Source organism: Megasphaera jansseni (assembly GCF_047974155.1).
Lineage (GTDB): Bacteria > Bacillota > Negativicutes > Veillonellales > Megasphaeraceae > Megasphaera.
The window spans coordinates 1-14,852 of the sequence record NZ_JBHYRR010000013.1 but is presented as its reverse complement, the minus strand read 5'-3'; the positions used below and the strand labels follow the sequence as shown (position 1 = coordinate 14,852).

General features: G+C 54.0%; 11 protein-coding genes. 5 read left to right on the top strand and 6 right to left on the bottom strand.

Translation table 11 applies throughout. The features are described 5' to 3' along the window. Positions 1-361: 361 nt before the first annotated feature. From ACE418_RS06420 to ACE418_RS06395, 6 genes are all read right to left on the bottom strand, one after another. Complete coding sequence (locus ACE418_RS06420; protein ID WP_020309714.1) at positions 362-727, bottom strand: P-II family nitrogen regulator; 366 nt, start codon at positions 725-727, stop codon at positions 362-364. A gap of 11 nt (positions 728-738) precedes the next feature. Beyond that, complete coding sequence (locus tag ACE418_RS06415) at positions 739-2,148, bottom strand: ammonium transporter (RefSeq protein WP_416449832.1); 1,410 nt, start codon at positions 2,146-2,148, stop codon at positions 739-741. Between the two features lie 285 nt (positions 2,149-2,433). Beyond that, on the bottom strand, positions 2,434-3,408 hold the full coding sequence (locus ACE418_RS06410; protein WP_416449831.1) for an AEC family transporter: 975 nt from the start codon (positions 3,406-3,408) through the stop codon (positions 2,434-2,436). 73 nt (positions 3,409-3,481) lie between these two features. Beyond that, on the bottom strand, positions 3,482-4,675 hold the full coding sequence (locus ACE418_RS06405) for a M20 metallopeptidase family protein (protein WP_416449830.1): 1,194 nt from the start codon (positions 4,673-4,675) through the stop codon (positions 3,482-3,484). 98 nt (positions 4,676-4,773) lie between these two features. Next, positions 4,774-7,854 (bottom strand): efflux RND transporter permease subunit, encoded by a 3,081-nt coding sequence (locus ACE418_RS06400; RefSeq protein ID WP_416449829.1) that lies wholly within the window; start codon positions 7,852-7,854, stop codon positions 4,774-4,776. A gap of 5 nt (positions 7,855-7,859) precedes the next feature. Then, positions 7,860-9,104, bottom strand: a complete 1,245-nt coding sequence (locus tag ACE418_RS06395) for an efflux RND transporter periplasmic adaptor subunit (protein WP_416449828.1) — start codon at positions 9,102-9,104, stop codon at positions 7,860-7,862. Positions 9,105-9,315: 211 nt separating this feature from the next. Between ACE418_RS06395 and ACE418_RS06390 the strand changes: the two genes are divergently transcribed. The 5 genes from ACE418_RS06390 to pth all read left to right on the top strand — a co-directional run bounded on the left by ACE418_RS06390 (position 9,316) and on the right by pth (position 14,776). After that, the gene (locus ACE418_RS06390) at positions 9,316-10,890 is read left to right on the top strand and encodes a ClC family H(+)/Cl(-) exchange transporter (protein WP_416449883.1); all 1,575 of its coding nucleotides are present in this window, start codon (positions 9,316-9,318) and stop codon (positions 10,888-10,890) included. A gap of 247 nt (positions 10,891-11,137) precedes the next feature. Further along, positions 11,138-11,704: a peptidoglycan-binding protein gene (locus ACE418_RS06385; RefSeq protein ID WP_192813529.1), complete on the top strand. Its 567-nt coding sequence runs from the start codon at positions 11,138-11,140 to the stop codon at positions 11,702-11,704. Positions 11,705-11,823: 119 nt separating this feature from the next. Continuing rightward, positions 11,824-13,197, top strand: a complete 1,374-nt coding sequence (gene glmU / locus ACE418_RS06380) for a bifunctional UDP-N-acetylglucosamine diphosphorylase/glucosamine-1-phosphate N-acetyltransferase GlmU (protein WP_416449827.1) — start codon at positions 11,824-11,826, stop codon at positions 13,195-13,197. A gap of 33 nt (positions 13,198-13,230) precedes the next feature. After that, entirely contained in the window at positions 13,231-14,196 is a 966-nt protein-coding gene (locus ACE418_RS06375; RefSeq protein WP_416449826.1) for a ribose-phosphate diphosphokinase, read from the top strand. A 16-nt stretch (positions 14,197-14,212) separates the two neighbouring features. Next, complete coding sequence (gene pth, locus ACE418_RS06370; RefSeq protein ID WP_036202476.1) at positions 14,213-14,776, top strand: aminoacyl-tRNA hydrolase; 564 nt, start codon at positions 14,213-14,215, stop codon at positions 14,774-14,776. Positions 14,777-14,852 lie beyond the last annotated feature (76 nt).

Sequence of the window (14,852 nt, the reverse complement as noted above, 5' to 3'; positions counted from 1 at the left end):
ACCTGACATAGGCATAAAAACCTTCCTTTCGACTTGTTCAAATATTCACATGTAATAGTAGAACGATACATATGTATATCCTTATTGTAAACAAGAAGAAGGATAGATACTAGTACCTATTTTGTATGAAATAATACAAGATTACTATTAATTAATATATAAAAAGTGGGCTGCCTTAACAGGACGGCTCTTAAGGTAATCATACGCTAACCCCTAGCCCCTAATCCCTAGCCCCTAATCCCTAGCCCCTAATCCCTAGCTCCTAGCCCCTAACCACTAGCCACTAACCACTAGCCACTAACAACTAGCCACTAACAACTTGAAAGGAGCTGTCGCGATGCGACAGCTCCTTTTTTCACACTCACTTTTCGTCCATGATGGCGATAGGTCCTCGTTCACCGGTCCGGATGCGGACGGCGTCGTTCAAACGGTAGATGAAAATCTTGCCATCGCCCGGTTTGCCTGTCTTGCAGACTTTCTGAGCGACTTCGACGACTTTATCGACCGGTACTTCACAGACGACCGTTTCGACTTTGATGCCTGGCAGGAGGTTGATATTGTACCGCTGGCCACGGTAGACTTCGACGTAGCCCTTCTGGAGGCCGCAGCCGAAGACCTGGCTGACGGTCATGCCCATGACCCCGATGTTGTTCAGGGCTTCTTTGAGCTCTTCCAATTTACTCGGACGAGTGATGATTTCTACTTTTGTAATCGGATGTTCTTCCATTCGTATCACCTCTATAAGTTACGACCGTTAATGCCGGCGCTGTTGACAGCGGCATTATCCAAGGATGCATTGCCGAGCGGCGTATTCGGCGTTTCACCGAAGGGGCTGCCGGACATGATAGCATAATTATAACCCCGTTCACCGTGTTCGCCAATATCGAGGCCGGTGATTTCTTCATTCTTATCCGTGCGGACTGTCATGAAGAGGCTGATGATCTTGAAGATGATGAACGTGCCGACGATGGCCAGGGCGTAAGCGACGACTGTGGAAATAATCTGAGCGACGAGCAGATCCGAGCTGCCGTAGAACAAGCCGTCAGCCCCAGCCGGGTTGACTTCCGTCGTAGCCCAGATGCCGGTAGCGATGGAGCCCCAGGTACCGCCGATACCGTGGATACCAAAAGCGTCGAGGGAATCGTCATAGCCGAGTTTGGCTTTGACGACGGCAACGGCGAAGTAGCAGATGATACCGCCGACAGCGCCGATGATCAAGGCCGGAAGAGGAGCGACGAAGCCTGCTGCCGGAGTAATGGCAACTAAGCCGGCGATACAGCCCGAAGCGGCACCGAGGATGGTCGGTTTACCCTGGACGATCCATTCGACAGCGACCCAGGCGACCGTAGCCGCAGCGGCTGCTGCCTGCGAAGCGATGAAGGCACTGGCTGCCAAAGCATTGGCGCCGAGAGCACTACCGGCATTGAAGCCGAACCAGCCGAACCAGAGCAGAGCGGCACCGAGGACGGTCATAGGCAGGTTGTGCGGAACCATGGGAATTTTCCCATAGCCATAGCGCTTGCCGAGGAGAACGCAGAGGGTCAGGCCAGAAACACCGGAGAGGATGTGGATGACCAAGCCGCCGGCGAAGTCGAGGGCACCGAGTTTAGCCAGGAAACCGCCGCCCCAGACCCAATGTGCCATGGGGTTGTAGATGAAGATAGCCCAGAGCAGGATGAAGACGACGAAAGCGTGGAACTTCATGCGTTCGGCGAAGGCGCCGGTAATCAAAGCCGGTGTGATGACGGCGAACATGCACTGGAAGGCGACGAAAGCCATTTCCGGAATCGTCCCGTTTTCCAGGACTGCCATGCCGACGCCGGTAAGGCCGACTTTATCAAGAGAACCGATGAAACCATTAATATCAGTACCGAAGGTCATAGCATAGCCGATGAGGATCCATTCTACGGAAATCATAGCGACGATGAAGAAACTCTGCATAATCGTCGTCAAGACGTTTTTGTTGCGGACCATGCCGCCATAGAAGAAACCAAGGCCCGGTGTCATGATGAATACCAGAGCTGCACTGATGAGGACCCAGGCCGTATCGCCTGTATCGATCGTCCCCGGATCGGAAGCGAAGGCTGCCGGCGCTGCCATGAGCAGACACGGGAGCAGCACTCCTAAACGTGACCATAATTTTTTCATATTCCCAACCTCCTGACAAATAAAAAAGATGCCTCTCCTGATAGTGTTATCAGGGAAAAGACATCATTGTCTACTGTCATATTTTATTATCGCCAGAATATACGAAAAGCCAGGAATGAGAGATAAGTACTATCCTATCATTCCTGGCTCCTTTGCCGTTTCTATTCTGTTGATGGAACTATTATATAAGCAAAAACACGTTATGTCAATAACTTTTTTTGCAATTCTTTCGATAAAAGTTAGGATATATTGATTTTCCTAACGATTCAATAAAAAGTATATCATTCATACGAATAAAATGTGTCCCAGGAAAATATAGAAAGTCAAGGATACCGCGCTGAGGGCTGTCGTATTCATGACGACCTGGGTCGCGTAATCCGGATTGTTATCGAATTCGATGGCGAACAGTGCCGTATTGACGGCCGTCGGGATGGCACAGTAAATGAGGAAGACCGTCGCGCTGACGGCGGTAAAGGTACCGGGCCGGAAGGCATTGGCGATGTAGATCATGGCCAGGCCGATGAGGGGCAGGGCGGTCATCTTGAGGATGCTGACAATCCATACATCCTTGTCGAGCCATTTGATTTTCGTCTGCGACAGCTGGGCGCCGATGCTGACCATAGCCAGGGGCAGGAGAACTTTGCTGGCCATTTCCATGATGGGCCACAAAAAGAAATCCTTGGCATCCCAGCCGACGTAGCGGGCCAGCAGAGCGGCAGCCAGGACATAGAGCAGGGGCATGTGGAACATGACGGACAATGTGTCCCTGGCTGTCAGACGGCCCCGGCCGGCCTGGTAGAGGCCCAGGGTATTGAGGGAAATGCTCTGAATCATGAAGATGATGATCTGTACGACCATCGCTTCGGCCAGATAGGGCGTCTGACCATTGACGACGAAGGGGTCATGGGAAAAGACGAGGATGATCAGAGCCACGCCGAGATTGCCCGTATTGTTGAACATGAAGGCGTTGCGGCATGATTCCAGCATGGCTGCGTCATAATGGCGGATGCGGCCGACGATGTTGGCGATGACGAAACAGATGACCATGAAGATGGCTATGGCCGCGATGATATTAACGCTCGTCGCCGGGAATTGGGTCGTATAGATATTGGTAAAGATGAAACTGGGGATGACCAGGAAAAACATGAGCTTCGACAAGGTCTTGACGTCGAGGTGGAATTTCTTATCGAGAAAATAGCCGAGGATGACGAGAAAGAAAATGGGAAGCATCGTGTGTTCGATGATGAACCAGAAAACCATGAGGGGTATTCCTCCTTTTCAAGATGGATACCCCTCATTATACGCTCAATATAGAATTAGACAACTGGGAATCTTACTCATAACTTTCAAAGTAATAGACGATGGTGAGCATCGTTTCGCACATATACTTCAAGGCGTTGCTGTCCCAATGGAATTCCGGCGAATGGCCGATGACCGGTGCATCACTGTAAACGCCGACATAGTAGAACGAACTGGGTACGGCAGCACTGAAGTAGGCGAAGTCTTCCGAGCCGGAGCCGCGTTTCAGGGGAACCAAGTCAACGCGGTGGGAACAGTGGTCCTGGAGGATGTGGACGACCCGGTCGGTGACGCCGTCATCGTTGACGCAGACCGGCGAGAAGGGGACGACATCCAGGTCGAACGTGCCGCCATAGGTCGTGGTGACGTTCTTCAGGATAGCTTGTATGGCGTCGAGGATGCGTTTCCGCTTTGCTTCATTATATGTCCGCAAAGTCCCTTTCAATTCAGCCGTTTCCGGGATGACGTTCGGGTTATGGCCGGCCTGGAACTGGCCGAAGGTGAGGACGACGCCGTCGCCGTCAGCGTGGCAGTTGTAGACGAAGTTCTGGATGGACTGGATGATGTCGATGCCCATCTGGATCGGGCTGATGCACAGGGACGGCTGGGAGCCGTGGCCGCCGCGGCCGTGGAGGGTGATGGTGAAATCGTCACAGGATGCCGAGATTTCACCGCGTCCGATGCCAACATAGCCTTTGGGCAGGCTGCCGGCGACATGCAGGCCCAGAGCGTAGTCAACGTGGGGATTGTTGAGAATGCCGGCGTCGATCATGCGGGCTGCGCCGCCATTGCCTTCTTCCGCCGGCTGGAAGGCCAGGCGGATCGTGCCGCGCAGGCAGTCTTTGTGCTTATTGAGGATTTTGGCGACGCCCAGGAGATTGGCTGCATGGCCGTCATGGCCGCAAGCGTGCATGACGCCGTCGACAAGGGACGAATAAGGGCAGTCGAACTTTTCCGTCAGCGGCAGGGCATCGATATCGGCCCGCAGGAGAATGACCGGACCGGGCAGGGCGCCGTGAATCAGGCCGGTGACGCCTGTACCGGCGATGATTTTGACGTCTTCGATACCCATGAGGGATAATTCCTGGAAAATGGTCTTGCAAGTGTCGAATTCTTTTTCGCTCAATTCCGGATGGGCATGGAAATATTCGCGCATTTCCATCATATAAGGCAAGGTCTTGCGCACTGCTTCGTGAATATTAAATGTCGGTGTGTATCTATCGTTCATAGGACAGTCCTCCTTCGTTGAGCCGGATGCATTTTCTATATATGTATATATTATTCTATATTAAAACAAAAAATCCTGCCACTGGGGCAGGACTTTTTTTACGCTCCTTTTCGCCGGAACAGGCTGTGCTTTTCCATGAAGACGAAGAGAATCGGGATGATGACCAGCGTAAAGACCGTCGATGTCAACAGGCCGCCGATAACGACGACGGCCATGCTGGCCCGCGTTTCTGAACCGGCTGTCATGGACAGGGCTGTAGGCAGCATGCCGACGACCATGGTCAGGGTGGTCATGAAAATCGGCCGCAGCCGGACGCGGCCGGCCTGGATTACGGCGCTGCGCGGGTCCAGACCCTGCTCGTGCATGAGAGTCAGCGTATAGTCCAAGAGGAGCGTCCCGTTCTTGGCGACCAGGCCATCCATGACCAGGATGCCGATGAGGGAGTAGAGGTTCAGCGTATTATTGGTCAAAAACAGCAGGAACAACGAACCGATGAGCCCCAGCGGGAGCGAAAACATGCGGATGAACGGTGTCTTGACCGATTCATAGAGGATGGCCAGGATCATGAATATCAGGATGAGCGACAGCAGCAGGGCTTCGCCCAGGTCCATGAAGGTCGTCGTCATCTGGTCGGCCTGGCCTGTGAAGCGGAAGGTCACGCCGTGCAGATTCATGGCGTTCAGATGATTGGTCACGTCCTGGATGACTTCGTTCAGCGGCCGCCCCTGGGGAGAGCCGCCGAGCGTGATGCTCCGTTCCTTGTCGGTCCGGCGAATCGTGACCGGTCCTGTCCCGGCCTGGACTTTGGCCACGTCGGCGATGTAGATGATGTGGCCGTTGGCGTTGAGGGGAATCGTTTCCAAATCGGACAGGCGGAAGGCGTCGGCCCCTTTGAGGCGGACGTAGATGTCCGTATCGTTGTTGTCGTTCTTGGCATCGTTAGCCAGGACGCCGGCTTTCTGTCCGCTGATGGCGTTGGAGAAGGTATCGTTCAAATCGCTCAGGGACGTGCCGTACTGTTTCAATTTATTGCGGTCGACGATGAGCTGGTATTCCGGCATCCCATCTTCGTAGGTGCTGCTGACGTCGCGCAGGCCCGTGATGTCGGTCTTCATCATCTGTTCAATCGTCCGCGACTGGGCCAGCAGGGCCTCGCTGTCCTTGCCGCGCAGTTCCAGACGCAGGTTGCCGGAACCGCCGCCAAAGCCGCCTGTCGTCCCGGATACGGATGCCTGGTCTTCTTTGATGCGGACTTCGCCGTCATAGATGTTGTCCGCAGCGAAGCGGCGCACGTCGTTGGTGACTTCCCAAATCGTCCGCGACCGGTCGCGACGGTCTTTCAGGGTGACCTGGATATTGGCCTGGTTCAGGCTCTTGCCGCCAATCATCGACGTATAGTACGTGACTTCCGGAATGGTCTTCAAGTAGTCTTCGAGCTGGCGTGCTACTTTATCGGTCCGCGTCAGATTGGCATTGGTTGGCAGCTCGACGGTGATGCGGAAACTGCTTTCGTCGGTCTGAGGCATGAATTCCGAACCGACCAGGCCCGTCGGTATCAGGGCCGCTGCGGCAATGAACAGGACCAGGACGGGGACGACCAGCTTTTTGGCATGGTCCAGGCTCCAGGTCAGGATAGACGTATAATAGCTGCGGGCGCTTTCTTCGAGAGCGTCCGTCTTATGCCAAATCGGTTTGTCCGGGATTTTCAAGCCCAGGCGGAACAAGCGCGACGCCAGCATCGGTGTCAGCGTGAAGGAGACGAAGAGGGAAAAGAGAGTGGCAAAGACGATGGTCAGGCCGAATTGTTTGAAATACTGGCCGACCATGCCCGTCATGAAAGCGATAGGCAGGAAGACGACGACATCGCAGAGCGTGATGGCAATCGCGGCCATGCCGATTTCTGAACGGCCGTGCAGGGCCGCGTCTTTAGGCGCCTCTCCCTGCATGAGGTGGCGATGGATATTTTCCAATACGACGATGGAGTCGTCGACGAGGATGCCGACGCACAAGGCCATGCCCATGAGGGACATCATGTTGAAGGTGAAGCCGGCCAGGTACATGGCAAAAAAAGTAGAAATCAGGGACGTCGGAATGGCAATCATGACGGCCAGCGTCGACCGCCAGCCGCGGAGAAAGAAGAACAGGACCAGGCCTGTCGTGCACAGGCCTTCGATGAGGGTCTGCAAGGTATTGTGCAGGGAATTGCGGATATACGAAGCTGATTCATTGGTAATGGTAAAGGTATAATCCGGATTGTCCTGGCGCAGGTCGGCCAGTTTTTTTGTCACATTGTCGACGGTATTGACGACATTGGCGTCGCTGTTCTTGTAAATGGCCATGACGACGGCGTCGTCGCCGTTGACCCGGGCATAGCGCGTGACCCGCTGGTCCTGGCGCTTGATGGAAGCGACGGCCGTCAAGGGAATCTTGGCGCCTTTGGCATTGGTGACCTGGACCTGGGATAATTCGCTCTCATCGGTGTATTGGGCTTTGACGCGGACATCCGTCGTCGTGCCTGACGAATAAATCGTCCCCGACGGCATGAGAACGTTTTCCGCTTTCAGGGCTTTGACGACTTCGGCCAGGGTCATATCGTAGTGGATGAGCTTATCCTTATCGATTTCGACGGCGATTTCTTTATCACGGCCGCCGTTGAGCTCGATTTCGGAGACACCGTCGGCCTGCTGTAGGACATCCTGGAAATCGTTTTCTGTCTTGCTGTAAATGTCGTCCAGAGAATGAGAGGACTGGACGGCGACGTACATGATAGGGGTCGCGTTGACGTCGCGCTTGATGACGACCGGTTCGTCGATGCCGTCAGGCAGGTTCCCGCGGATGGCGTTGATTTTTTTCGTAGCGTCAATGGCTGCGGCGTCGGCGTTGGCCGAGAAATCCAGTTCCAATGTGATGCGGGCCTGGCCATAAGAAGCCGTCGATGTCATATGTTTTAAATTAGAGACAGAAGACAAGGCGTCTTCGGCCGGTTTGACGACCTGCTGTTCGATGGAGTCGGCATTGGCGCCGGGATAAGAAATGGATACCGTGACATACGGCGTGTTCAGGGCCGGCAGCAGTTCGACGCCGATGCGGTAGAAACTGAACAGGCCGAGGACGACGAAGAAGGCGATGACCATGGCGATGCCGATAGGGCGGTCGATAGAAAACTTAGTCAAATTCATGACGGTCACTGCCTTTCTTCAATGGATACGGTCGTACCGTCCTTGAGGCGGGCCAGATTGGTCGTGGCGATGACGTCGCCGTCATCGAGGCCGTCCGTGATTTCAATATAATCGTCGTTGCGCAGGCCCGTCGTGACCGTGCGGAGCTCAATGGTATTGTCCGGCTTGATGACACAGACTTGGGCACGGCCATCCTGTTCCGTCAAGGCGTCTTTTGGGATGAATAGGGTATCCGGTTTCTGCAGGACGTCGATGGATGACTGGGCGAACATGCCGCCGCGCAGTTTCGTGTCCGGCTGGGAGAGGGTGATGCGGACGACGTAGGTCTTGGTCGTATCGTCCATGGCCGGGCTGACGTAGGTGATATAGCCGTCATAGTCCTGGGCCAGGGATTCGATGGATATGCTGACTGGCATTCCCTGCTGGATGGCGGCGACATCGGCTTCAGACAGGGAACAGTCGATGTACATGCCGCTCGTATCGGTAATGGTCAGGACCTTTGTGTTGGCTGCCGCCATGGCGCCGACTTCGGCATTGCGGTAAGTGATGACGCCGGCCCGCGGTGCCCGCAGGGTCATGTCGTCGAGTTGCTGGGTCAGGCTGTCGACGGTATAGCCGGCCTTGGCCTGAGCGGCGTATTTACTGGCCACACTGGCCGGGACATCGCCGACATTCTGCGATTCCAGATTGTCCAGGGCCGACTTGGCGACAATCAGGGCCTGATAGGCCGTATCCAGATCCTGCTGGGAAATGGCGCCTTCATTTTTCAGGAGTACATAGCGGTTATAGTTCATCTTGGCCGTGTCGTATTCGACTCCTGCTTTTTGCAGGTCTGATCCGAATTGCGATTCGGCAGCCTTAGAATCGGCGACAGCCTGTTCCAAGGCGGCTTTGTCCTGATCCAGGGTCAGGTTCGTATCGGCCGTATCCTGGATGAGCAGGACCTGGCCGGGTGCGACGACATCGCCGAGGTTGACGGCAACATCGGCGATTTTACCGGCGTATTTCGTGGAAATGTCGACCTGGGCGACGGGAACGGTCTGGCCAGACAGGGAAATCTTGCGCTTCATATCCTGGCGGGTCACGGTATAGGCTGTGACCGACACATTCTGGGCTGTACTTTTTACTTTTTGGACCGTATTGGAATGACTGTAAATGTAAATCGCGATACAGGCCAGGAGAAAGATGATGCCGAAGGCGATGGCTTTAGCCTGCGGACTTTGAGGAAAGTGGAAAGATGGCTGGTTCATAGACAAGACTCCTATTAATGTGCTGTCCCTATCATAATGAGTCTCCTTGGAAATAGCAACGATTTTTAGGAAATGCTTGCGAAAAATTTACGAAAACTTATATTTCTCCTTCTCTATAATACTATAATAGGGGATGCCATCAGGGACCTGCGAAAATTTCGGTACTTGTGGTATAATTTGGTCATATATTATAGAAAGGATTGTGAAAGATATGCATGTCGATACACAGTTAGAGGCGGCCCTGCGGGCCCTCGACCACTGGCCGCGGTTCCGCCTGCGCCTTTTTTTTGAAGGCATCGTCGTCGGGATATTATCGGGAACGGTTATCAGCTTTTTTCGCTGGGGCCTGGAAATGGGGACGGTCTGGCGCCAATGGATTTATGCCAACGTCCTGGCCAGCGGCGGCATATTCCTGAACCTGGCCTGGTTCGGCGTCTTATTGGCAGCGGCCCTGCTCTTGTGGCGCCTGGGCATTTATGAACCGAATGCCGGCGGCAGCGGCATCCCCCAGGTAAAAGGTGTCATCTTAGGGGCTATCCGCATGCGCTGGCTGCGCATCCTTTGGGTCAAGCTCGTCGGCGGTATCGTCGGTATCGGCCTGGGCCTGTCCCTGGGCCGCGAAGGGCCGTCCATCCAGATCGGGGCCGTGACAGCCCAGGGCCTGAGCCGGGCGTTGGGGCGGACGCGCATGGAAGAACGCTACCTCATCACGGCCGGTGCCAGTGCCGGTCTGGCGGCGGCTTTCAATGCGCCCCTGGCCGGTGTCATGTTTGCCCTGGAAGAACTGCACCGCAATTTTTCCGGCGTCGTCCTGGCGCCGTCTATGGCAGCGGCCCTGCTGGCGACCATGGTCAGCCGCTACGTCTTCGGCCGGGCGCCGGTCTTCCATTTCGGCATGCTGCCGCCCTTTCCCCTGCGCTACATGTGGCTCGTGGTCATTCTGGGAATCATTATTGGCTTGGCCGGCGTCGTCTTCAACAAGGGCTTGCTGAATATTCATTATTTTTATGATTTACCTGTCTTTCGCAATAATTATATGCGCATTGCCTTTGCCTTATGTATGGCTGGCGTCTTAGGTTATGTCTTCCCGGAAGTCCTGGGCGGCGGTAACGATTTGGTCAACAGCCTCTATACCCTGCCCTTATCGTTGAAACTCTTTGCCGGCCTGCTCATCGGGAAGTTCCTCTTTACCCTGGTCAGCTATGGCTGCGGCGTCCCTGGCGGTTTTTTCCTGCCCATGCTGGTCCTGGGTGCGCTGACGGGTGGCATTACGGGCATCGTCTTCGTCCATCTGGGGCTCATTTCTTCATATTATTTGTCCAACATCGTCGTCATTTCCATGGCCGCCTTTTTTGCCGCCTCTGTCCAGTCACCGGTGACGGGAACTATTCTCATTATGGAAATGACCAGCTCGTATGAACACTTGCTTGTCCTCTGCACAGCATCACTGGTGGCGTTGGTCGTGGCCCAGCTCTGCCAGGGCGAACCGATTTATGAAGCCCTGCTGCAGCGGAACCTGGCCAAAAATAAACCTGTCTTATCGTCGGAAGAACGGCGAAATCTCCTGGAATTGACTGTATCCAGCGGCAGTCAGGCCGATGGGAAATATATCGGCCGCATTGCCTGGCCGGCTCATACGGTCATCGTCGACGTCAAGCGCGGCAGTGGGGATATCATCCCTGATGACGATACGTGTCTGCGGGCAGGAGACTTCATTTATGTCCTTACCGATTCCGTCGAAGGCGCTGAATCCATAAGAAATATTGTGGAGAAGACGAAGAGTTAAAATCAGTAAAAATGCATAATAATTATAAAAAACTAGCACCAGGTACTAAAAAACTCACCTTAAAGTTGAGCATTAACGGACATACACTGTTTGGAAAGTGTACAGAACAGAGAATAAATCAATCAAAAATGAATTATAATTATCAATTTTTTTGACTTATAGTGGGAAGTTTGTTATAATTCAGGACGTACTTGATATTGTGTTCGTTCAAAGAGGTGGTTTTTTGAGAAATCGTATACTGATATTAATGACAACAATCTGCATGTTCGCGTTTACATCCCTGGCTTGTGCCAGCGTTCAAATGGGTATGAGTGGCTCTGTCGTACAGAGCGTTCAATATATGCTTCAGGATACGGGCTATCTGTCCGGTAGTGCTGATGGTGATTTTGGTCCTTCGACAGAAGCTGCTGTCGAACAGTTCCAGGCTGACCACGGCCTCACGGCAGACGGCGTCGTCGGTTCCCAGACTATGGAAGCCCTGTCGGAAGCCAGCGGCCGTCCGATTCCTGAAGAATCGTCTTCGACCGAAGGCTATCAGCGTCGTCTCGTCATGGAAGCTACGGCTTACACGGCTGAAGATGGCGGCGGCGATGGCTATACGGCAACGGGTCAGTATCTCCAGCGTGGCATGGTTGCCGTCGACCCCGATGTCATTCCCCTCGGTTCGCAGCTCTACATTGAAGGTTATGGCTATGCCGTAGCTGCCGACACGGGCGGAGCTATCGTCGGTGACCGCATCGACCTGGCTATGGATTCGACCAGCGAAGCCCTTGACTTCGGCCGTCGCGATGTCGTTGTCTATGTATTAGGTTAATACGAGCTTGTTTGATAAAAGAGGCGTCTTTATGTGACAGCCTCTTTTTTTTCGCCCCGTTTTGTGTTATCCTTAAATGGACATTATATAGTTATGGAATTCAGGGAGGCTATAACTGGATGAAAAATACTATTGCATTAATCCTCGCTGCCGGCAAGGGGACGCGTATGAAGTCGAAGTTCCCCAAGGTTTTGCACAAAGTCGGCGGCGTCCCGATGGTCGAACAGGTACTGCGGGCTGTCAAGGCAGCCGGGACGCAGCGCCAGGTCGTCGTCGTCGGTTTTGGCGGTGAAACGGTCCGGGATTACCTCGGTGACCAGGCCGAAACAGTCATGCAGAAAGAACAGCTCGGCACAGGCCATGCTGTCCTGCAGGCAGAACCGCTGCTCCATGGGGAAGCTGGCACCCTCCTCGTAACCTGTGGTGATACGCCGCTGGTCACGAAGGAAACGTTTACAGCCCTTATCGACTGCCATGAACAGAGCGGCGCTGCAGCGACGGTCCTGACAGCTCATATGCCGGATCCGACCGGTTACGGCCGCGTCATCCGCGATGAAAAAGGGCAGGTCGTCAAAATCGTCGAACAGAAAGACGGTACGCCGGAAGAACTGGCTGTCGACGAAGTAAACGCCGGCATTTACTGTTTTGATATGTCTCTCTTGTGGGATATGCTTCACAACGTCACTAATGACAACGCGCAAGGTGAATATTATCTGACCGATATCATCGGCATGCTCGTATCGGCAGGCAAAGTCGTCAGTGCCTTTGCAGCGCCGTCTTATGCGGAAACACTCGGTGTAAACTCGCGTCAGCAGATGGCCGAAGCCGAACGGGTCCTGCGCCAGCGTAAACTGGATGAACTCATGACCGATGGCGTTTCTATCATTGACCCCAATAACACTTATGTAGACACGACGGTCACCGTCGGCCGCGACACCGTCCTTTATCCGGGGACGATCCTCGAAGGCGATACGGTCATCGGCGAAGGCTGCCAGGTCGGCCCCTATGTCCGCATGACCAATGTCAAGATGGGCGATGACGACCATGTCCAGTTCATGTACGCTCATGACTGCGAAATCAAGAACGGCTGTGAAATCGGCCCGTTCGTCCATTTCCGTCCCAATACGGTCATCGGCAATCATGTCAAAGTCGGCAACTATATGGAAGTCAAGAACTCCACTGTCGGCGACGGCACGAAACTGCCGCACCTCAGCTACATCGGCGACAGCGATGTCGGCAGCGGTGTCAATATCGGCTGCGGGACGATTACCGTCAATTACGATGGCAAGATCAAGCACCGCACGACCATTGGCGACCATGCCTTCGTAGGCTGCAACAGCAACCTCGTCGCACCGGTCAAAGTCGGCGACTATGCTTATGTCGGCGCTGGTTCGACGATTACCAAAGATATTCCGGCCAAAGCCTTATCCGTTGCCCGGGCACGGCAGCGCAACATTGAAGGCTGGGTCAAGGAAGATACATATAAAAAATAATAATTAATCACTACTTACACAGGGAGGCTCACTATGAGTTACGAAGACGGGAAAAAGCTGAAGATTTTTACGGGGAATGCCAATCCGGAATTGGCCAAGGAAATTGCCGATTACCTCGGTTTGGAACTGGGCAAAGCCTTTGTTGGTAAATTCAACAACGGTGAAATCCAGGTCATGATCGACGAAAGTGTCCGCGGTAAGGACGTATTCGTCATCCAGCCGACTTGCCAGCCGGCCAATGACACCCTGATGGAACTGCTCATCATGGCAGATGCCCTCAAACGCGCTTCGGCTAAACACATTACCGCCGTTGTTCCGTATTATGGTTATGCACGTCAGGACCGCAAGACCCGCGGCCGTGAACCGATTACATCCAAACTGGTTGCTGATTTGATGACGACTGCCGGCATTACCCGCGTCGTTACCATGGACTTGCATGCCGGCCAGATCCAGGGCTTCTTCGACATCCCCGTCGATCACCTCGGCTCGGCTTCCATCATTGCTAAATACATCAATCAGAAAAAAGAAGAAACGGATATGGGCGACATCGTCGTCGTATCTCCTGACCTCGGTGGCGTAACGCGTGCCCGCGATCTGGCTGACCGCGTCAATGCACCGATTGCCATCATTGAAAAACGCCGTCCCCGTCCGGGTGTTGCCGAAGTCATGAATATCATCGGCGACATCAAAGGCAAGACCTGCATCCTCGTCGACGATATCGTCGATACGGCTGGTTCCTTGTGCGGTGGCGCAAAAGCCCTGAAAGAAATGGGCGCTTCCCGTGTCTTCGCTGCCTGCGCTCATGCCGTCCTCACCGACCCGGCTGTCGAACGCATCCAGAAATCGGTCATTTCCGAATTGATCATTACCAACACCATTCCTTTGCCGCCGGAAAAACAGATCGACAAGATCAAAGTCCTTTCGGTTGCACCGCTCCTCGGCGAAGCTATCATGCGCATCTTCCACGACGTTTCCGTAAGCCGTCTTTTTGACAAATAAGGGACCTGTCGTGCATATGATCGTAGGCCTGGGCAATCCGGGCCGTCAATATGAAGAATCGAAGCATAACACGGGCTTCCGTGTCGTCGATGAGTTAGCCAAGCGCTGGAATGTGACCTTGTGGCAGGATAAGATGGACGCTCTCGTAGCACAGACTACCGTCAATGGTGAGAAAATCATCCTGGTCAAGCCGCAGACCTACATGAATGAGAGCGGCCGCGCCGTCGGCCCGCTCATGCGCTGGTATAAAATCGATCAGCCCGATGTCTACGTCGCCTATGACGATATGGACTTAGCCGTCGGCCGCCTGCGCATCCGCAAGAGCGGCAGCGATGGCGGACACAACGGTATCAAGAGCCTGTTTGCCAACGGCTGCACCGATTTTACCCGCTTCCGCGTCGGCATTGGCCGGCCCTTGCCGCACCATGACGTCGTCGACCATGTCCTGACTCCTTTCCCGGAAGAACTCCGCGAAGCCTACCAGCAGGGCATCGAAGACGCAGCGACAGCCATCGAAGGCTGCCTGAGCCTGGGCGTCGACAAAGGCATGAACCGCTATAATCCTAAAAAGAAGAAATGAGAAAAGAGGCTGTCGCATTAAGACAGCCTCTTTTTACGTTGATCGTAGGTCGTTCATCGTTTGTCGTATGGGATTA

Excerpts from the sequence above, each read along its gene's own strand:
- ACE418_RS06420 (WP_020309714.1), bottom strand. The coding sequence starts at position 727 with ATGGAAGAACATCCGATTACAAAAGTAGAAATCATCACTCGTCCGAGT.
- ACE418_RS06415 (WP_416449832.1), bottom strand. The coding sequence starts at position 2,148 with ATGAAAAAATTATGGTCACGTTTAGGAGTGCTGCTCCCGTGTCTGCTC.
- ACE418_RS06410 (WP_416449831.1), bottom strand. The coding sequence starts at position 3,408 with ATGGTTTTCTGGTTCATCATCGAACACACGATGCTTCCCATTTTCTTT.
- ACE418_RS06405 (WP_416449830.1), bottom strand. The coding sequence starts at position 4,675 with ATGAACGATAGATACACACCGACATTTAATATTCACGAAGCAGTGCGC.
- ACE418_RS06400 (WP_416449829.1), bottom strand. The coding sequence starts at position 7,854 with ATGAATTTGACTAAGTTTTCTATCGACCGCCCTATCGGCATCGCCATG.
- ACE418_RS06395 (WP_416449828.1), bottom strand. The coding sequence starts at position 9,104 with ATGAACCAGCCATCTTTCCACTTTCCTCAAAGTCCGCAGGCTAAAGCC.
- ACE418_RS06390 (WP_416449883.1), top strand. The coding sequence starts at position 9,316 with ATGCATGTCGATACACAGTTAGAGGCGGCCCTGCGGGCCCTCGACCAC.
- ACE418_RS06385 (WP_192813529.1), top strand. The coding sequence starts at position 11,138 with ATGACAACAATCTGCATGTTCGCGTTTACATCCCTGGCTTGTGCCAGC.
- glmU (WP_416449827.1), top strand. The coding sequence starts at position 11,824 with ATGAAAAATACTATTGCATTAATCCTCGCTGCCGGCAAGGGGACGCGT.
- ACE418_RS06375 (WP_416449826.1), top strand. The coding sequence starts at position 13,231 with ATGAGTTACGAAGACGGGAAAAAGCTGAAGATTTTTACGGGGAATGCC.
- pth (WP_036202476.1), top strand. The coding sequence starts at position 14,213 with ATGATCGTAGGCCTGGGCAATCCGGGCCGTCAATATGAAGAATCGAAG.